Source organism: Streptomyces herbicida (genome assembly GCF_032656585.1).
Lineage (GTDB): Bacteria > Actinomycetota > Actinomycetes > Streptomycetales > Streptomycetaceae > Streptomyces > Streptomyces herbicida.
In genome coordinates this window covers 12,552-30,123 of the sequence record NZ_JAUYWJ010000001.1, presented here as the reverse complement: position 1 = coordinate 30,123, position 17,572 = coordinate 12,552, and the positions used below count along the sequence as shown (strand labels likewise).

General features: G+C 71.5%; 18 protein-coding genes and 1 pseudogene. 2 read left to right on the top strand and 17 right to left on the bottom strand.

Annotated elements, in window-relative coordinates; genetic code table 11:
* Window positions 1-27: 27 nt before the first annotated feature.
* The 8 genes and pseudogenes from Q8A52_RS00155 to tsaB form a co-directional block, all read right to left on the bottom strand.
* Window positions 28-1,314: an RNA polymerase sigma factor gene (locus Q8A52_RS00155; protein ID WP_316747412.1), complete on the bottom strand. Its 1,287-nt coding sequence runs from the start codon at window positions 1,312-1,314 to the stop codon at window positions 28-30.
* A 43-nt stretch (window positions 1,315-1,357) separates the two neighbouring features.
* Window positions 1,358-1,714 carry a YciI family protein gene (locus Q8A52_RS00150; protein ID WP_316747409.1) on the bottom strand — a complete coding sequence of 119 codons (357 nt, stop codon included), beginning with the start codon at window positions 1,712-1,714 and terminating at the stop codon, window positions 1,358-1,360.
* 171 nt (window positions 1,715-1,885) lie between these two features.
* A complete protein-coding gene (locus Q8A52_RS00145) occupies window positions 1,886-2,941 on the bottom strand; it encodes an LCP family protein (protein WP_316747407.1) in 1,056 nt (351 codons plus the stop codon).
* Window positions 2,942-3,063: 122 nt separating this feature from the next.
* Window positions 3,064-3,210, bottom strand: a pseudogene (locus Q8A52_RS00140) (cellulose binding domain-containing protein); the annotation flags it as partial.
* A gap of 12 nt (window positions 3,211-3,222) precedes the next feature.
* On the bottom strand, window positions 3,223-3,480 hold the full coding sequence (locus tag Q8A52_RS00135) for a hypothetical protein (RefSeq protein WP_316747405.1): 258 nt from the start codon (window positions 3,478-3,480) through the stop codon (window positions 3,223-3,225).
* The gene (gene tsaD, locus Q8A52_RS00130; protein ID WP_316747403.1) at window positions 3,477-4,574 is read right to left on the bottom strand and encodes a tRNA (adenosine(37)-N6)-threonylcarbamoyltransferase complex transferase subunit TsaD; all 1,098 of its coding nucleotides are present in this window, start codon (window positions 4,572-4,574) and stop codon (window positions 3,477-3,479) included. Before tsaD ends, Q8A52_RS00135 begins: the two co-directional genes overlap by 4 nt.
* Window positions 4,567-5,097, bottom strand: a complete 531-nt coding sequence (gene rimI, locus Q8A52_RS00125; protein ID WP_408649155.1) for a ribosomal protein S18-alanine N-acetyltransferase — start codon at window positions 5,095-5,097, stop codon at window positions 4,567-4,569. The genes tsaD and rimI overlap by 8 nt, the downstream gene beginning before the upstream one ends.
* Window positions 5,094-5,750: a tRNA (adenosine(37)-N6)-threonylcarbamoyltransferase complex dimerization subunit type 1 TsaB gene (tsaB, locus tag Q8A52_RS00120; protein WP_316747401.1), complete on the bottom strand. Its 657-nt coding sequence runs from the start codon at window positions 5,748-5,750 to the stop codon at window positions 5,094-5,096. Before tsaB ends, rimI begins: the two co-directional genes overlap by 4 nt.
* Window positions 5,751-5,863: 113 nt before the next feature.
* On the opposite strand from tsaB, the gene Q8A52_RS00115 reads away from it, so the two are divergent.
* Window positions 5,864-6,421, top strand: coding sequence for a hypothetical protein (locus Q8A52_RS00115; RefSeq protein ID WP_316747399.1), 558 nt, complete (start codon window positions 5,864-5,866; stop codon window positions 6,419-6,421).
* Between the two features lie 49 nt (window positions 6,422-6,470).
* On the opposite strand, the gene Q8A52_RS00110 is transcribed toward Q8A52_RS00115, so the two are convergent.
* The 8 genes from Q8A52_RS00110 to glmS form a co-directional block, all read right to left on the bottom strand.
* Window positions 6,471-6,638, bottom strand: a complete 168-nt coding sequence (locus Q8A52_RS00110; protein WP_316747397.1) for a hypothetical protein — start codon at window positions 6,636-6,638, stop codon at window positions 6,471-6,473.
* A gap of 130 nt (window positions 6,639-6,768) precedes the next feature.
* On the bottom strand, window positions 6,769-7,284 hold the full coding sequence (gene tsaE / locus Q8A52_RS00105; RefSeq protein WP_316747396.1) for a tRNA (adenosine(37)-N6)-threonylcarbamoyltransferase complex ATPase subunit type 1 TsaE: 516 nt from the start codon (window positions 7,282-7,284) through the stop codon (window positions 6,769-6,771).
* Window positions 7,247-8,500 carry an alpha/beta fold hydrolase gene (locus Q8A52_RS00100; RefSeq protein WP_316747394.1) on the bottom strand — a complete coding sequence of 418 codons (1,254 nt, stop codon included), beginning with the start codon at window positions 8,498-8,500 and terminating at the stop codon, window positions 7,247-7,249. Before Q8A52_RS00100 ends, tsaE begins: the two co-directional genes overlap by 38 nt.
* Window positions 8,501-8,594: 94 nt before the next feature.
* On the bottom strand, window positions 8,595-9,782 hold the full coding sequence (gene alr / locus Q8A52_RS00095; protein ID WP_316747392.1) for an alanine racemase: 1,188 nt from the start codon (window positions 9,780-9,782) through the stop codon (window positions 8,595-8,597).
* A 48-nt stretch (window positions 9,783-9,830) separates the two neighbouring features.
* Window positions 9,831-10,745 (bottom strand): L,D-transpeptidase family protein, encoded by a 915-nt coding sequence (locus tag Q8A52_RS00090; protein ID WP_316747390.1) that lies wholly within the window; start codon window positions 10,743-10,745, stop codon window positions 9,831-9,833.
* Window positions 10,746-10,846: 101 nt separating this feature from the next.
* Window positions 10,847-12,277, bottom strand: coding sequence for an NAD(P)H-hydrate dehydratase (locus Q8A52_RS00085; protein WP_316747388.1), 1,431 nt, complete (start codon window positions 12,275-12,277; stop codon window positions 10,847-10,849).
* A gap of 63 nt (window positions 12,278-12,340) precedes the next feature.
* Entirely contained in the window at window positions 12,341-12,712 is a 372-nt protein-coding gene (locus Q8A52_RS00080) for a holo-ACP synthase (RefSeq protein ID WP_316747386.1), read from the bottom strand.
* Between the two features lie 199 nt (window positions 12,713-12,911).
* Window positions 12,912-14,759: a glutamine--fructose-6-phosphate transaminase (isomerizing) gene (gene glmS / locus Q8A52_RS00075; RefSeq protein ID WP_316747384.1), complete on the bottom strand. Its 1,848-nt coding sequence runs from the start codon at window positions 14,757-14,759 to the stop codon at window positions 12,912-12,914.
* Between the two features lie 336 nt (window positions 14,760-15,095).
* Here glmS and coaA point away from each other — a divergent pair, with 336 nt between their 5' ends.
* A complete protein-coding gene (coaA, locus tag Q8A52_RS00070; protein ID WP_408649154.1) occupies window positions 15,096-16,064 on the top strand; it encodes a type I pantothenate kinase in 969 nt (322 codons plus the stop codon).
* A gap of 112 nt (window positions 16,065-16,176) precedes the next feature.
* On the opposite strand, the gene glmM is transcribed toward coaA, so the two are convergent.
* Entirely contained in the window at window positions 16,177-17,535 is a 1,359-nt protein-coding gene (gene glmM / locus Q8A52_RS00065; protein WP_316747380.1) for a phosphoglucosamine mutase, read from the bottom strand.
* Between the last annotated feature and the right edge of the window lie 37 nt (window positions 17,536-17,572).

Here is a 17,572-nt window from a genome sequence, read left to right as displayed (position 1 = left end):
GAGGGGCAGCAGTTACCTGTGTGACGTTCATGGCTGCCCGCCGAGCTCCCGTACCCGCGCGGCCAGCAGCTCCCGCTCCCGCGCGTTGCGGGTGAGCCCGGCGGCCCGCGCGAGCTCGGCACTCGCCTCCGCCGTACGCCCGAGGCGGGCCAGCAGATCGCCGCGGACACTGGGCAGCAGGTGGTAGTCGCGCAGAGCGGGTTCGGCGGCGAGGCCGTCGACGATCTCCAGGGCCGGGCCCGGGCCCTCGGCCATGGAGACGGCGACCGCGCGGTTGAGTTCGACGACCGGGGACGGGGCGCGGACGGCGAGCAGGCCGTACAGGGTCGCGATGGCCGTCCAGTCGGTCTCCTCGTAGGAGAACGCGTGCGCATGGCAGGCGGCGATCGCGGCCTGGAGGACGTACGGGCCGGGAGCGCCCGTGGACGCGGCGTCCGCGCGGTTGAGGGCCTTGATACTGCGGGCGATGAGCATGCGGTTCCAGCGGCGGCGGTTCTGGTCCTTGAGGAGGACCGGTGCGCCGTCGGGGCCGGTGCGGGCGGCGGCGCGGGACGCCTGGAACTCCAGGAGCGAGGTCAGGGCGTGGACCTCCGGTTCCTTCGGCATGAGGGAGGACAGGACACGGGCCAGGCGCAGGGCGTCCTCGCACAGGGCGGGCCGCAGCCAGTCGTCTCCGGCCGTCGCGGCGTACCCCTCGTTGAAGATCAGATAGATGACGTCCAGGACCGAACCCAGACGGGCCTCGCGGTCGGGGCCGTACGGCACCTCGAAGGCGACGTTCTTCGTCGCGAGCGTGCGCTTCGCGCGCACGATGCGCTGGGCGACGGTCGGCTCGGGGACGAGGAAGGCGCGGGCGATCTCGGGTGTCGTCAGGCCGCCCAGCAGGCGCAGGGTGAGGGCGATACGAGCCTCGGCGGACAGCACCGGGTGGCAGGTGGTGAAGACCAGACGGAGCAGGTCGTCGTCGATGTCCTGCGGGTCGGCGGGCTCGTGCGGCGGGGCCGTGGTCTCCAGGTCGCGGCCGATCTCCGCGAGCTTGCGGGCGTAGCGCTCCCGGCGGCGGACCAGGTCCACGGCGCGGTGCCGGGCGGTGGTCATGAGCCAGGCGCCGGGGTTGTCCGGCACGCCCTCCCCGGGCCACCGCTCCAGGGCGGCGACCAGAGCGTCCTGGGCGAGCTCCTCCGCGATGCCGACGTCCCGGACGATGCGGGTGACGCCGGCGATGACGCGCGGGTACTCCAGCCGGAAGACGGTCTCGATCGCCCGGGAGGCGGAGGGCTGCTCCGGAGGCTGCTCGGTGGGCTGCTGTTCCACAGCCCACCATGCAACACCGCCGACGGCCGTACGCCAAGAAATCTCAGCCCTCGGCGATCTCACGGACCTCGCAGGTCACCGTCCAGTGCTCCTCGTGCACCTTCAGGAACCGCTTGGTCCACTCCAGCGCCTCGGCCTTGTCCTTGCACTGCATGATCGCGTAGCCGCCGATGACCTCCTTGGACTCGGTGAACGGCCCGTCGGTGACGGAGAGCTCGCCGCCCTCCCAGCGCACGCGGGTGCCCTCGGCGGACGGGGTCAGCCCAGCGGTGTCGAGCATCACCCCGGCCTTGGTGATCTCCTCGATCAGCTCGCCCATCCGCTGCATCAGCTCCGGGCTGGGGCCGTCGGCGGGGGCGCCGGCCTCGTCGATCCGCACGAGCGACAGATAGCGGGGCATGGTGACTCCTTCGGTCCAAGGGGCGGGGCCTCTCCCCGCCTCTCACCCATGCGTCGAACGGGAGACACCCGAATCGACATGCGCCCCAAAATTCTCCGAAGATTTTTTCCACGGCCCGGCTTCATCGCGTTTCCGCAGGTCGTAGGCGGGGGCGAGCCGGGCGTCTCCGCTTCAGCGCAGCGACTCCCACAGCTCGGTCGCCGCCGGTTCCTTCGCGACCACGCGGTTGGGGTCGGACGGCGCTGTGACCACCGGCATCATCACCGTTCTCACGTGGTCCGCGGACAGACCCTTCAGGCTCTGGCCGAGGCGCATCAGTTCCGTCAGGGAGTCGAGGCCGGTGTCCGTGGTCAGGCCGGCGGTCACCGCGTCGGCGACCCGGTACAGCCTGGCGGGGTCGGTGAGCAGGTCGGTGTCCGCCATCTGCTCCAACATGGCCCTCACCAGCTTCTGCTGGAGGCCGATCCGGCCGAGGTCGCTGCCGTCGCCTATGCCGTGCCGGGTGCGGGCGAGGGCCAGGGCCCGCTTTCCGTTCAGGTGATGGGTGCCCGCCTCGAGATGCAGATGGCTCTTGTCGTCGTCGATGTCCTCGTCGGTGGTGACGGTGACGCCGCCCAGGGCGTTCACCAGCTTCGCGAAGCCCGAGAAGTCGATCTCGATGTAGTGGTCCATGCGGACGTTCGTTATCGACTCGACGGTCTTGACCGCGCACACCGGTCCGCCCACCGAATAGGCGCTGTTGAACATGGCGTTGTAGGCCTCCGCCGTGGAGCCCCCGGAGGACAGCGGGCACGACGGGCGGGTGACCAGCGTGTCGCGCGGGATGCTGACGACGGTGGCCTCGGTACGGCCCGCGTCGATGTGCACGACCATCGCCGTGTCGGAGCGGGCGCCCGAGCTGTTGCCGCCGCCGAGCTCCTTGTTCGCCTTGCCGCTGCGCGAGTCGGAGCCCAGGACCAGGATGTTCACGGCACCGGTGGGGAGCGGGGCCGTGGCCGCCGAGGCAGCCGCGGACGGGGTGACCACCGCTCTCGCCGGGCGGTCGTCACCGAGCGCGCTGTTGATGTCGACGCTCTTGATGTTGTTGTTGAGGTGCCAGTAGGCCCAGCCCCCGGTGGCGATGCCGAGCACCAGTACACCCGCCAGGGTGAAACCGGCGGCCTTCAGCACCCTCGATCGCCGCCCCAACCGCCTGCGCTCGTCGCCGTTCTCGTCGTGTACGGTCACGGCAAGAACGTAAGTCCGAAATTATTAGGAGACTGTTAGGTTCTGGTGGCGAGAGGCCGTTTTCTTCGGAGAATCTCACGCTTCTCAGCGCCCGTTCAGTCCAGGCTCGGTCCGGGCTCGGCTCAGCCGGGCGTCACCGTGGGTACCGGATTGCTGCCGCTCCACGACGCGTTGAACCCGAGCATCACCGAACCGCGGTCCGGGGCCGATCCGTTGTACGAGGCGTTCACGCACGAGACCGCCGCGCCGCACTGGATGCAGATGGCGTTCCGGGTAGCGGGCTAGCCCTCCCCCACCGACTCGAACCGCCACCGGTGCACCGGTCGCGAGACCAAGTCGGCCGGGGGCTCGGGGAGTTCGGGCAGGTCGGCGTCGAGCGGGGCGTCCCACCATGTGATGACCAGGACCCGGTCCTGGGGGCCGCGGAAGGTCTCACGGCGGAGTGGGGAGGCGGGGAGTTCCCGGGCCCGGGCCCAGGTCAAGAGGTCCTCGCCGCGGTCCTGCGTCGCCCTCGCCTCCCACATCAGCGCGACGTTCACGAGTAGAGGTTCTCCTTGCTGACCTCGTGCACATGGTCGTGGTCGTGGGAGGTGCCCGGCACATGCGGGTCCGTCACCGGCAGCGAGGAGTCCGCGGACAGGTCCCAGCTGGACGCCGCGCGCCCGCGTGCCACCATCTCCGCGCCCAGGGCGGCCACCATCGCGCCGTTGTCCGTGCACAGCTTGGGGCGCGGCACGCGCAGCCGGATGCCCGCGGCCTCGCAGCGCTCCTGGGCCAGGGCCCGCAGCCGGGAGTTGGCGGCCACACCGCCGCCGATCATGAGGTGGTCCACGCCCTCGTCCTTGCAGGCGCGCACCGCCTTGCGGGTGAGGACGTCGACGACCGCCTCCTGGAAGGACGCCGCCACATCGCGCACCGGGACCTCCTCGCCCGCCGCCCGCCTGGCCTCGATCCAGCGGGCCACGGCCGTCTTCAGGCCCGAGAAGGAGAAGTCGTACGCAGGGTCGCGCGGGCCCGTCAGACCGCGCGGGAAGGTGATCGCCTCCGGGTCGCCCTCGCGCGCGTAGCGGTCGATGACCGGGCCGCCCGGGAAGCCCAGGTTCAGCACGCGGGCGATCTTGTCGAAGGCCTCGCCGGCCGCGTCGTCGATGGTGGAGCCCATCGGGCGGACGTCGGAGGTGATGTCCGTGGACAGCAGCAGCGAGGAGTGGCCGCCGCTCACCAGCAGCGCCATCGTGGGCTCGGGCAGCGCGCCGTGCTCCAGCTGGTCCACGCAGATGTGGGAGGCGAGGTGGTTCACGCCGTAGAGGGGCTTGCCGAGGGCGTAGGCGTAGGCCTTCGCCGCCGACACACCGACCAGCAGCGCGCCCGCGAGACCCGGGCCGGCGGTCACGGCGATGCCGTCCAGGTCCTTCGCGCTGATCCCCGCGTCCTTCAGCGCCCGGTCGACGGTCGGGACCATCGCCTCCAGGTGCGCTCTGGACGCCACCTCCGGCACCACCCCGCCGAAGCGGGCGTGCTCGTCGACGCTGGAGGCGACGGCGTCCGCCAGCAGGGTGGTGCCGCGGACGATGCCGACGCCGGTCTCGTCGCAGGAGGTCTCGATCCCCAGGACCAGAGGTTCGTCAGTCATTGATCTCGGTTCCTTGTACGGAGCTCGAACCCGTGGCGGAGCCGCCGTCGGGTGCTGTGGTCAGTCGCATGACCAGGGCGTCGACGTTCCCCGGCTGGTAGTAGCCACGCCGGAAGCCGATGGGCTCGAAGCCGTGGCGCTCGTAGAGCTTCTGCGCCCGGACGTTGTCGACGCGGCACTCGAGCATCACCTCGGCGCACTCGAAGGCGGTCGCCGCGCGCATCAGCTCGGTCAGCAGCAGCCCGCCGAGACCGGTGCCCTGGTGGTCACGGGCCACGGCGATGGTCTGGATGTCACCGAGGTCGCCCTGGGCAGCCAGGCCCGCATAGCCGACGATCCGGCTTCCCTCGACGGCGACGACGTACCGCCGGCTGGCCTCCGGGCCCCGGGCGTGCGCCAGCTCGGACCAGAACATGCCGCGCGACCACGCGTCCTCGGGGAAGAGGTCCTTCTCCAGCTCGAGGACGGAATCGATGTCCCACCAGCGCATCTCGCGCAGTCGGGAGGTTACGGGCTCGGTCACTTGGGGGTGACCACCTTGTAGTTCTTGGGGACCTGGGCGTCGGGCCGGCGCAGATACAGCGGCCGGGCCTGAGGCAGTTCCTCGCCCGCGGCCAGCTTCTCGGCGGCCAGCGAGGCGAGTGCCGCGGCGGAGACATGCTCGGGCTCGTGGACGTTCGGGAAGGTGTCGGGGTAGAGCAGCGCACCCGCGCCGACGGCGGGCAGTCCCGCCACCCGGTCGGCGATGTCGGCGGGGCGGTCGACCGACGGATTGGTGAGCCGGGTGCGCGAGTCGGCGTACTCGGCCCAGTAGACCTCCTTGCGCCGGGCGTCGGTCGCCACGACGAAGGGGCCCTTTTCGATGTCGGAGGCGTACGCGAGGCCGTCGAGCGTGCACACACCGTGCACGGGGACGCCGAGCGCGAGCCCGAAGGTGTCGGCGGTCATCAGGCCGACGCGCAGTCCGGTGTAGGGGCCGGGTCCGATGCCGACGACGATCCCGGTGAGGGCGTCCAGCTTGAGCCCGGCCTCGGCGAGCACACGGTCGACGGCCGGCAGGAGCAGCTCGCCGTGCCGTCGCGCGTCCACCTGACTGGACGAGGCGATGACGGCCTCACCGTCGTGCAGGGCGACGGTGACGGCGGGGGTGGCGGTATCCAGAGCGAGCAAGAGCACGCGAACAGCCTACGGCTCCCGCGCCGCTCGCACGGCCGCCCCGGTGACACGGTCACCGGCTGCTACCGTCTGCACGAAGTACGACATATGACACGAGGCAGAGGTGGGCGCACGTGGCAGGGACCAGCTCGGGAATCGTGGCCGGGCTCACCGCCGCGGCCGTCGGAACGGTCGGATTCCTCGCCTACCAGGCAGCGGCCACTGTCCCGGCCGGTCTCGGCGGCAAGCCCTCGACGAGCGCCTCGCCCGCCGTGGCCGCCACCAAGGCGCCCCGGGACACCAAGCACCCCACCGCCCTGCCCGGCGGGTCGGGCACGGGTGAACGTGTCGTGTACTCGGTGGACGACGACCGGGTGTGGCTGGTCGGCGAGAACGGCACGGTGCGGCACACCTTCAAGGTGACCCCGGGCAGCGTCGACCCGCTCCCGGGCTCGTACGCGGTGACGTCACGCTCGCGTGAGGTCACCGGTACCGACGGCGTCCCCGTCGAGCACGTCGTGCGCTTCACCAGCGTGGGCGATGTGGTCATCGGCTTCAGCGCCGCGGTGGACGGCACCGCCGCGGATCCCGACACGACCGTGAAGACGGGCGGCATCCGGGAGAGGCGCACGGACGGGAACGAGATGTGGAAGTTCGCGACGATCGGGGTACGGGTCGTCGTGATCCGTTAGCCGTACGATCCACCGCGGCAGCAGTACGGCCCTCGGCCGCCGTACGGCGTCAAGCGGCCGCGGGCTCTTCCCGCGCCGGCTTCGGCGCGCGCGGCTCGGGCTCGCGCGGCGGCTTGGAGACCGCGTCCGCAGCCGCGCACGAGGCCAGCAGATCGCGCATGGACACCCCGGCGACCGGATGAGGCGGGGGCTGCACCCTGGGCTGAGAAGCGGACACGGACGCCTCCTGACGAGCGGGGGCGGGCGTAGTTAGGCACACCTAACTACGGACTGGATACCATGTGACCACGCCCGGGACGTGCGGCGCAATATCTTGCCGACGGCTTGTCGGAATCTCTGCGGGCCGCTCAGGCCGACAGCACTCCGAGGTCGACGTCGGCCCACCGCCCGCCGAGCCCGGTGAGCGTCACATGCCGAACCTCGTCGGTGGTGTCGCCGACCGCCCGGTGGATCACCACCTGCAGCCGGTCGTCGGTCAGCTCCTCGACCTTGCCCTCGCCCCACTCCACGACGATCACCGAATCGGGCAGCGAGACGTCGAGGTCCAGGTCCTCCATCTCGTCCAGGCCGCCCGCCAGCCGGTACGCGTCGACGTGGACGAGCGGCGGTCCGTCGCCCAGGGACGGGTGCACCCGGGCGATCACGAAGGTCGGGGAGGTGACCGCGCCCCGCACACCGAGCCCCTCGCCGAGCCCACGGGTGAGCGTCGTCTTGCCCGCGCCGAGCTCCCCGCTGAGCATCACGAGGTCGCCCGAGCGCAGCAGCTTGGCCAGGCGACGGCCCAACTCCCGCATCTGCTCGGGAGCGTTGATGATCAGCTCGGTCTCAGCCGGGTCGTGCGGCGCTGCTGGTGCTGCTTCCATAGCCACTTACGGTAGCCCCTGCGGGCACGGCACCCGCGCGGGTGAGCAGGTCGGCGAGCCGGTCGGTGACCACTTCCGGGTGTTCGAGCATGACCAGATGCCCGGCGTCCGGGACGAGGACGAGTTCTGCGTCGGGCAGCAGATCGGCGATGACCTCGCTGTGCTCGCTGGGCGTGACGAGATCCTGGACCCCGGCCAGCACCAGGACCGGCATGTCCGCGAACCGGGCCAGGGCCTCGGTCTTGTCGTGGTCGTTGAAGGCCGGGTAGAACTCGGCGACCACGTCGATCGGCGTGGACTCGATCATGCGCTCGGCGAACCGCTCGATCGCCGGGTCGATGTCCCGGGACGCGAACGAGTACCGCTTGATGACCCCGGCGAACAGGTCGGCCGTGGCCCGGCGCCCCTTCTCCACCAGCGCCGCCTGTGTGCCGAGCGCCTTCAGCACTCCGGGCAGCACCCGGCGCACCGCGTTCACACCGGCGAGCGGCAGCCCGAAGTTGACCTCGCCGAGCCGCCCGGACGACGTGCCGACCAGGGCGGTGGCCACGACCCGGTCGCGGATGAGCTCCGGGTACTGGGCGGCCAGGGCCATCACCGTCATGCCGCCCATGGAGTGCCCGACCAGCACGATCGGCCCGTCGGGCACGGCCGCGTCGATGACGGCCTTGAGGTCGCGGCCGAGCTGGTCGATGGTGACCGGCGCCTCGTCCCGGCTCTGGGCCGCACCCCGCGCGGACCGCCCGTGGCTGCGCTGGTCCCAGTGCACGGTCCGTACGACGCCGCGCAGCGCCGCCCGCTGGAAGTGCCAGGAGTCCTGGCTGAGGCAGTAGCCGTGGCTGAAGACCACCGTGACCGGGGCGGGCGCCTTGCGGCCGAAGAGCCGGCGGCGCCGGGGCGCCGGTCCGCCCTCCGGCTCGACGTCGTCGACCTCGTAGTACAGCTCGGTGCCGTCGTCCGCGATCGCCTTGCCCGGTGTGCCCCGCAGCGCGCCGTACGGCCCCGCCGAGTCCAGTGCCAGCCGGGCCTTCCTGCGCATCCCGCGGCCCACGGTCATCCGCTCGATCGCGACACCGGCGGCCGCGCCCGCGGCGAGCACACCTATCGCGGTACCGGCGATGCCGGTCGCCCTGCGCCAGCTCCCGGCCGCCCCCGTGGCGGAGGCGACGGCCGCCGCAGCGGCGTCCGCGACGGCCTCCGCACTGCTCTCGCTCACGTACCGCTCCTCTTCGCCGTACTGCAGTTCGCTGGGTGGGTGATGCGGGTGTAGCTCTTATCCGGTGCGCACCGGTACCGGCCCCCCGTGCGGGTTACCCGTCCTGCCCGTCTTGTTCCCCGTTCACATAGACGCGAGGAACGCGCGTTCCGATCCGCGTGACGATTTCGTACGCGATCGTGCCCGAGGCCTGTGCCCAGTCCTCGGCGGTGGGTTCGCCGCGGTCGCCGGGCCCGAACAGGACCGCCTCGGAGCCGGCCTCGGGCTGGTCCCCGCCGAGATCGACCACGAACTGGTCCATCGCGACCCGGCCCGCGACCGTGCGCCACTTGCCGGCGACCAGGACCGGGCCGGTCCCGGAGGCATGCCGGGGGATGCCGTCCGCGTAACCGACGGGCACCAGACCGAGGGTGGTCTCGCCCGAGGTGATGTAGTGATGCCCGTAACTGACGCCGTGACCCCCCGGAACGTGCTTCACCAGCGCCAGCGACGCCGACAGCGTCATCACCGGGCGCAGACCGAAGTCGGCCGGGGTGCCGATCTCGGGGCTGGGCGAGACGCCGTACAGGGCGATCCCGGCGCGCACGAGGTCGAAGTGGGTCTCGGGAAGGGTGAGCGTGGCCGGGGAGTTGGCGATGTGCCGCACCTCGGGGCGGACGCCCCGCTCCTCGGCGTACGCCACCATCTCCCGGAACAGGGTGAGCTGGGCGTCGATGGACGGATGACCCGGCTCGTCCGCGCAGGCGAAGTGGGACCACAGCCCGGTGATCCGGACGAGTCCCTCCCGCTCGGCGCTCAGGGCCGCGCCGACGAGTTCGGCCCAGTCCGCGCCGGGCTGGCAGCCGTTGCGCCCCAGACCGGTGTCGGCCTTGAGCTGCACGCGCGCGGGCGCACCGGCGGCGCGGGCCGCCTCCGTGACCTCCCGCAGGGCCCACATGCCGCTGAGGGACACGTCCACGTCCGCCTCGATGGCCTCACGCCAGGGCCCGCCCGGGGTCCACAGCCAGCACATGACGCGCACGTGCGGCGGCAGCCCGGCGTCGGCGCGCAGCGCGAGCGCCTCCTCGGGCGTGGCCGTGCCGACCCAGGTGGCCCCCGCCTCGACGGCCGCGCGGGCACAGCGCACCGCCCCGTGGCCGTACGCGTCGGACTTCACCACGGCCATCAGGGCCGCGCCCGGCGCGAGGGCGCGCAGGGTCCGCACGTTGGCCCGCAGGGCGGCCAGGTCGATCTCGGCGCGGGCGCGCAGGGGCGCGGTCGGCGCAGGTGCTGTCTTACTCATCGCGCCCCCAGTGTCTCAGAGGCCTGTGACGGCCCCGGCTCGCAGGCCCTACGTGCCCGGCCGACGGCCCCACACGTACACCCGGTCGCCCTTCTTCAGCACGTCCCACAGCTTGCGCGCGTCGGGCAGGGTGAGATTGACGCAGCCCCAGGAGCCGACGGTGGTGTAGATGCTGCCGTAGACGGCGTGGAAGGCCTGTCCGCCACTGAAGAACTGGGCATAGGGCATGGGCTGGTTGTAGAGCGTCGACCAGTGGTTCTTGTGCTTCCAGTAGACCGTGTGCCATCCGCTCCTGGTCCGGTACCCGGCCCGCCCGCTGCGCATCGGCACCGGTCCGAAGACCACTTTGCGGCCCTTCTGCACCCAGGTCAGCTGCCGGCTGAGGTCGACGCAGGCGACACGGTACGTACGTACAGGGCATTTCTTGGCCGAATTTGGGTTCTTCCGCGCCGAAATGAGCATCATCCGGGACCAGGTGACGGGTCCCGCGAAGCCGCTCGCGGGCTTGATCTTGTACTTCTTCTGAAAGGCCCGGATGGCCTTGCAGTCCGCCGCGGACTGCTTGCCGTCCACCTTGCGCTTCAGCCACCGCTCGACCTGGCGCTGGTAGGGACCTGCCTGCTTGCTGCAGCTCACCCGGGCGACGGCGTCGGCCAGCGGGACGTACTCGATGAGGTCGTACGTCCCCTTCGCCGCGTCCCGCGGCTCGGCGGAGTCCTCCTTCTTGGTGGGCCGGTACACCTTCGGCGGCAGCATCTGGTCGGGCGTGTCGATCTGCCAGGGCTGCGACGGCCCCGGCGCCACACCGGGCACCAGCCCGGTCTCCGGACCGCCCGCCGCCGGGGACCCGGAGGGGACGGCCGTGGCGGTGCCGGCGACGGGGAGTGCGGTCGCCGCCGCGAGCAGCACGGCCATGCCCCGGTGTTTGACGCGCCTGCCGAGCTCGATTCGTCTGCAGATCATGCGATCAGACAAACGTGTCGCCGCTCCTGATCCGGGGAGCCGCGCGGTCAGGTCACCCGACGGGTGGACCCGCTTCAGTCCGGCACGTCCCTCCAGACCTCTCAGTCCCGCACGTCCCGCCAAGCCTCCGGGATCGCCTCCGCCACGTCATGCGCCCCCGCCGGAGCCCCGTCCGCCGCGTACCGGCCGGCCAGTCCGTGCAGATACGCCGCCGCGCTCCCCGCGTCCAGGGCCGAGAGCCCGGCCGCGAGCAGCGAGCCCGTCAGTCCGGACAGCACATCCCCGCTCCCGGCCGTGGCGAGCCAGGACGTCCCGGTCGCGTTCACCCGTACGGCGCCGCCGCCCGCGTCCGCCACGGCGGTGGTCGACCCCTTCAGCAGCACGGTCGCGCCGTACCGCGAGGCCAACTCCCGCACCGCCGCAAGCCGGCCCGCCTCGACCTCCGCACGCGAGACGCCGAGCAGCGCCGCGGCCTCCCCCGCGTGCGGTGTCATCAGCGTCGGCGCCGTACGTCCGCGCACCGCGCCACGGTCCGCCAGCCGCAGCCCGTCCGCGTCGACCAGCACGGGCACGTCTTCCCCCAGTACCTCCGCCACGGTCACCGCGTCGTCCCCGGCACCCGGCCCCACGACCCAGGCCTGCACCCGCCCCGCCTTGTGGGGTCCGCGGTCGGAGACCAGCGTCTCGGGGAAGCGGGCGATCACCGCGTCGCCGGCCGGACCGACGTACCGTACGGCCCCCGCCCCGCCCCGCAGCGCCCCGGCGACGGCGAGCACGGCCGCCCCCGGATACCGCGCGGACCCCGCGGCGACCCCGACGACACCCCGCCGGTACTTGTCGCTCTCCGCCGCGGGCACCGGCAGCATCCGGGCAAGGTCCGCGTGCTGCAACGCCTCCAACTCGGGCTCGGCGGACAGCTCGAGACCGATGTCGACGAGCCGCACGGACCCGGCGTACTCCCGCGCGGGGTCGATGAGCAGCCCCGGCTTGTGCGTCCCGAAGGTCACCGTCAGATCGGCCCGGACGGCGGCTCCCCGCACTTCCCCGGTGTCCGCCTCGACGCCGCTGGGCAGATCGACGGCGACGACGGCGGCCCGGGACCGCTCGGCCGCGACGGCCAGCGCGGCCGCCTCCGGCCGCAACCCGCCCTTGCCACCGATCCCGACGATCCCGTCGACAACAAGATCGGCCCGCTCGATGAGCCCCTCGGCGGCATCGGCCCGGACGGCCCTACCGCCGACCCGGCGCAGCGCAGCGAGCCCGCCACTGTGCACCCGGTCGGGAACGAGCAGTACGGCCGTCACCCCGGCCCCGCGCCGGGCGAGCCGGGCCCCGGCGTACAGCGCGTCACCGCCGTTGTCGCCGCTGCCGACCAGCAGGACGACCCGGGTGCCGTACACCCGCCCGAGCAGGTCCGCGCAGGCGGCGGCCAGTCCGGCGGCGGCGCGTTGCATGAGGGCGCCCTCGGGGAGCCGGGCCATCAGCTCCCGCTCGGCAGCCCTGACCGTCTCGACGCTGTAAGCGGTACGCATGCCGTGAGTCTCCCTCGGTTGTGCGGCAGGACCGGTACTGGCCCTACACCCCTACCCCAAGCGCTACCCCTCCGCGACCACCACCGCCGACGCCACCCCGGCGTCATGGCTCAGCGAGACGTGCCAGGACTGCACCCCGAGCTCCGCCGCACGCGCCGCCACCGTCCCCTTCACCCGCAGCCGTGGCTGCCCACTGTCCTCGACGTACACCTCGGCGTCGACCCAGTGCAGCCCCGGCGGGGCCCCGAGGGCCTTGGCAAGCGCCTCCTTCGCCGCGAACCGCGCCGCGAGCGAGGCGATGCCACGCCGCTCACCGCTGGGCAGATACAACTCGCTCTCCACGAAGAGCCGATCGGCCAGCCCGGGCGTACGGTCCAGCGACGCCCGGAACCGGTCGATCTCGGCCACGTCGATACCAACCCCGATGATGCTCATCCGGGCACTCTACGATCCGCCAGGCGACCGCGGGCTCGGCTCCCCTGTGACCGGATCGGCCTGGTGCGCAGGCAGCTGCTGATCGGCCAACGCTCAGGCCTGCGCAGGGCTGGTCCCCGGAACGTCGGGGTCCTCGGCGAACAGATCCTCGGCCCGCTCGACCGTGCGGGAACTTCATGGAAGCCCTGAAAAACCCCGGCTACTCCACCGTCACCGACTTCGCCAGGTTCCGAGGCTGATCCACCTCGTTCCCCCGGGCGGTAGCCAACTCGCACGCGAAGACCTGCAACGGCACCGTCGCCACCAGCGGCTGGAGCAGCGTCGGCGTAGCCGGAATCCGGATCAAGTGATCCGCGTACGGGACCACCGCCTCGTCGCCCTCCTCCGCGATCACGATCGTGCGCGCGCCCCGGGCACGGATCTCCTGGATGTTGGAGACGATCTTGTCGTGGAGGACGGACCGGCCGCGCGGTGAGGGGACGACGACCACCACCGGGAGGTCCTCCTCGATCAGCGCGATCGGCCCGTGCTTCAGCTCACCCGCGGCGAAGCCCTCGGCGTGCATATAGGCGAGTTCCTTGAGCTTGAGGGCACCTTCCAGAGCCACCGGGTAGCCCACGTGCCGCCCAAGGAAGAGCACCGTGTTCTTGGTGGCGAGCGTGCGGGCCAGCGCGCGTACCGGCTCCATGGTCTCCAGGACCCGCTCGACCTCGCACGAGATCTTCGACAGGTCCCGGATCACGACGCCGATCTCGTCGCCCCACTTGGTGCCCCGCACCTGGCCGAGGTACAGCGCGACCAGGTAGCAGGCCACCAGCTGGGTCAGGAACGCCTTGGTCGAGGCGACCGCGACCTCCGGCCCGGCGTGCGTGTACAGGACCGCGTCCGACTCTCGCGGGATCGTCGAGCCGTTGGTGTTGCAGATCGCCAGCACCTTGGAGCCCTGTTCGCGGGCGTGCCTCAGGGCCATCAGGGTGTCCATGGTCTCGCCGGACTGCGAGATGGCGATGACCAGGCTGCGTGAGTCGAGGATCGGGTCCCGGTAACGGAACTCGCTGGCCAGTTCCACCTCGCACGGGATGCGCGTCCAGTGCTCGATGGCGTACTTGGCGATCAACCCCGCGTGGAAGGCCGTGCCGCACGCGACGATGACGACCTTGTCCACCTCGCGCAGCTCGGCGGCGCTGATGCGGACCTCGTCCAGGGTCAGCGAGCCGGCCGCGTCGATGCGGCCAAGGAGCGTATCGGCGACCGCCTTGGGCTGCTCGGCGATCTCCTTGAGCATGAAGTAGTCATAACCCCCCTTTTCCGCTGCCGACGCGTCCCAGTCGATGTGATAGGAGCGCACCTCCGCCGGACGGCCGTCGAAGCCGGTCACCGTCACGCCGTCCCGGCGCAGCTCCACCACCTGGTCCTGGCCCAGCTCGACCGCCGACCGCGTGTGGTCGATGAAGGCGGCGACGTCCGAGGCGAGAAAGGCCTCGCCCTCGCCGACGCCCACCACGAGCGGTGAGTTCCGCCGCGCGCCCACGACCACGTCCGGCGCATCGGCATGCGCCGCGACCAGCGTGAACGCACCCTCCAGCCGCCGGCACACCAGCCGCATCGCCTCCGCGAGGTCGGAGGTCACGGAGAACTCCTCGGCGAGCAGATGGGCGACCACCTCGGTGTCCGTCTCGGAGGCCAGCTCATGCCCGCGCTCCGCCAGCTCGGCCCGCAGCAGCGCGAAATTCTCGATGATCCCGTTGTGCACGACCGCGACCCGGCCCGCGTTGTCCAAGTGCGGGTGGGCGTTCGCGTCGGTCGGACCGCCGTGCGTGGCCCAACGGGTGTGCCCGATACCAGTCGTACCGCTCGGCAGCGGCCGCTCGACCAGCTCCTTCTCCAGATTGACCAGCTTCCCCGCCTTCTTCGCGGTGGCAAGACCGCCGTCCGCCAGCACGGCGACGCCCCCCGAGTCGTACCCCCTGTATTCGAGCCGTTTCAGCCCGGCCATCACGACATCGAGCGCCGACTGCGACCCCACGTATCCCACAATTCCGCACATGTGCCGCAGCCTATGGGCCGACGCCGGTGTGAAAGTAGCCGCCGCGTACCCGAAATCGGAAATTCCCACCGTCGTACGACCCCTTCCGGCGAGTGGGCGCACTCGCTCACCGGGAATGGAAATTCAGCCATCTTTGCTCTCGAGCGGTCGACGAGTTCAACCGGTCCAAGGCCGTGCAACTGGGCCAGGATGTCCAGCAGCTTCTGCGCTCCCCGCTCCCGGCCAGCACGAGTGTCCGTGGATGCCCGATGGAGTCCGGACCGGGCGTGACCGACCCCACCCACCATCCCGTTCAAACTCCGTTAACAATGGACTGTGATCTCTCCGATCTCCTCGATGCCCCGGAGCGCCCACCGGTCCCGGCCGGAGGTGACTCCCTACGTCGACCTCACCCGTGCCGAGTGGAGCGCGCTGCGCGACAAGACGCCGCTGCCGCTCACCGCTGAAGAGGTCGAGAAGCTGCGTGGCCTCGGCGATGTCATCGACCTCGACGAGGTGCGGGACATCTATCTCCCGCTGTCCCGGCTGCTCAATCTCTACGTCGGTGCCACCGACGGACTCAGAGGGGCGCTGAACACGTTCCTCGGCGAGCAGGGGTCCCAGTCGGGCACCCCCTTCGTCATAGGAGTCGCCGGCTCGGTGGCGGTCGGGAAGTCCACCGTGGCCCGTCTGCTCCAGGCCCTCCTCTCCCGCTGGCCCGAGCACCCGCGCGTGGAGCTGGTGACGACGGACGGCTTCCTGCTGCCCACCAGGGAGCTGGAGGCCCGCGGCCTGATGTCCCGGAAAGGGTTCCCCGAGTCGTACGACCGGCGCGCGCTGACCCGCTTCGTCGCCGACATCAAGGCCGGCAAGGACGAGGTGACGGCCCCCGTCTACTCCCACCTGATCTACGACATCGTCCCGGACAAGAAGCTCACCGTCCGCCGCCCCGACATCCTCATCGTCGAGGGGCTGAACGTCCTCCAGCCCGCCCTGCCCGGCAAGGACGGCCGCACCCGGGTCGGTCTCGCGGACTACTTCGACTTCAGCGTGTACGTCGACGCGAGCGCCGAGGACATCGAGCGCTGGTATCTCAACCGGTTCAAGAAGCTGCGCCAGACGGCCTTCCAGAAGCCGGACTCGTACTTCCGCAAGTACACGCAGGTGTCCGAGGAGGAGGCCCTCGACTACGCCCGTACGCAGTGGCGGATGATCAACAAGCCGAACCTGGTGGAGAACATCGCCCCCACCCGCGGCCGCGCCACCCTGGTCGTCCGCAAGGGCCAGGACCACAAGGTGCAGCGACTGCGGCTGCGCAAGCTGTAGCCGACCCGGCTTCAGCCGGTCCAGGGGCGCGGGGAACTGCGCGACCGGCCGCGGACACCCTGCGGTCGGCCCGCGGACGGCAGAACCCAGCCCCTTTGCCCGGTACGGCCGGCTATCCCAGCGCCGACTTCACGGCGTCGGCCAGACGGCCGGCGACCGACTGCGCCTGTTCGATGTCGGCGGCCTCCACCATCACGCGCACCAGCGGCTCGGTGCCCGACGGACGCAGCAGCACCCGCCCGGTGGCGCCGAGTTCGTGCTCGGCCTCGGCGATCGCCGCCGCCAGGTCGGCGGAGGTGCCGACGCGCGCCTTGTCGACGTCCGGGACGTTGATGAGCACCTGGGGCAGCCGCTCCATGACCGACGCGAGGTCCCGCAGCGTACGACCGGTCTGCGCGACCCGCGCCGCCAGCAGCAGGCCGGTCAGCGTGCCGTCGCCGGTGGTGGCGTGATCGAGGATGATGACGTGACCCGACTGTTCGCCGCCGAGGGCGAAGTCGTGCTCCTTCATCTCCTCCAGGACGTAGCGGTCGCCGACGGCGGTCTGCACGAGGTGGATGCCCTCGCGCTCCATGGCCAGCTTGAAGCCCAGATTCGACATCACGGTCGCGACGACGGTGTCGGAGCGCAGTGCGGAACGCTCCCGCATCGCCAGCGCGAGCACGGCCAGGATCTGGTCGCCGTCCACCTCTTCGCCGGTGTGGTCCACGGCGAGGCACCGGTCGGCGTCGCCGTCGTGCGCAATGCCGAGGTCGGCGCCGTGCTCGACGACGGCGGCCTTCAGCTTGTCCAGGTGGGTGGAGCCGCAGCCGGCGTTGATGTTGAGGCCGTCCGGCTCGGCACCGATGGTGACGACCTCGGCACCGGCCCGCGCGAAGGCCTCGGGCGAGACACCGGCGGCCGCGCCGTGCGCCTCGTCGAGGACGATCTTCAGCCCGTCGAGACGGTTGGGGAGTACGCCGAGGAGGTGGGCGACGTACTGCTCGAAGCCCTCGTCGTACGAGCGCACCCGCCCGACGCCCGCGCCGGTGGGCCGCTCCCAGGGCTCACCGTGCCGGTGGGACTCGTAGACGGCCTCGATCTTGTCCTCCAGCTCGTCGGCGAGCTTGTGGCCACCGCGGGCGAAGAACTTGATGCCGTTGTCGGGCATGGCGTTGTGGCTCGCGGAGAGCATCACACCGAGGTCCGCGCCGAGCGCGCCGGTGAGGTACGCCACCGCGGGCGTCGGGAGCACACCGACGCGCAGCACGTCCACGCCCGCGCTCGCCAGGCCCGCGACCATGGCGGCTTCCAGGAACTCCCCGGACGCGCGCGGGTCCCGTCCGACCACCGCCTTCGGCCTGTGGCCCTCGAAGGTGCCCGCCTCGGCCAGCACGTGCGCCGCCGCGACGGACAGGCCGAGCGCCATCTCGGCCGTCAGGTCCGCGTTGGCGACGCCGCGCACGCCGTCCGTGCCGAAGAGTCGTCCCACTTGTCCTCCTGAGGAAGCGTCAGTTTCGGAAGCCGTA

Coding starts and splice junctions, on each gene's coding strand:
- Q8A52_RS00150 (WP_316747409.1), bottom strand. CDS start 1,714: ATGCCCCGCTATCTGTCGCTCGTGCGGATCGACGAGGCCGGCGCCCCC.
- tsaD (WP_316747403.1), bottom strand. CDS start 4,574: ATGACTGACGAACCTCTGGTCCTGGGGATCGAGACCTCCTGCGACGAG.
- tsaE (WP_316747396.1), bottom strand. CDS start 7,284: ATGGAAGCAGCACCAGCAGCGCCGCACGACCCGGCTGAGACCGAGCTG.
- alr (WP_316747392.1), bottom strand. CDS start 9,782: ATGAGTAAGACAGCACCTGCGCCGACCGCGCCCCTGCGCGCCCGCGCC.
- Q8A52_RS00090 (WP_316747390.1), bottom strand. CDS start 10,745: ATGATCTGCAGACGAATCGAGCTCGGCAGGCGCGTCAAACACCGGGGC.
- Q8A52_RS00085 (WP_316747388.1), bottom strand. CDS start 12,277: ATGCGTACCGCTTACAGCGTCGAGACGGTCAGGGCTGCCGAGCGGGAG.
- Q8A52_RS00080 (WP_316747386.1), bottom strand. CDS start 12,712: ATGAGCATCATCGGGGTTGGTATCGACGTGGCCGAGATCGACCGGTTC.
- glmS (WP_316747384.1), bottom strand. CDS start 14,759: ATGTGCGGAATTGTGGGATACGTGGGGTCGCAGTCGGCGCTCGATGTC.
- coaA (WP_408649154.1), top strand. CDS start 15,096: ATGCCCCGGAGCGCCCACCGGTCCCGGCCGGAGGTGACTCCCTACGTC.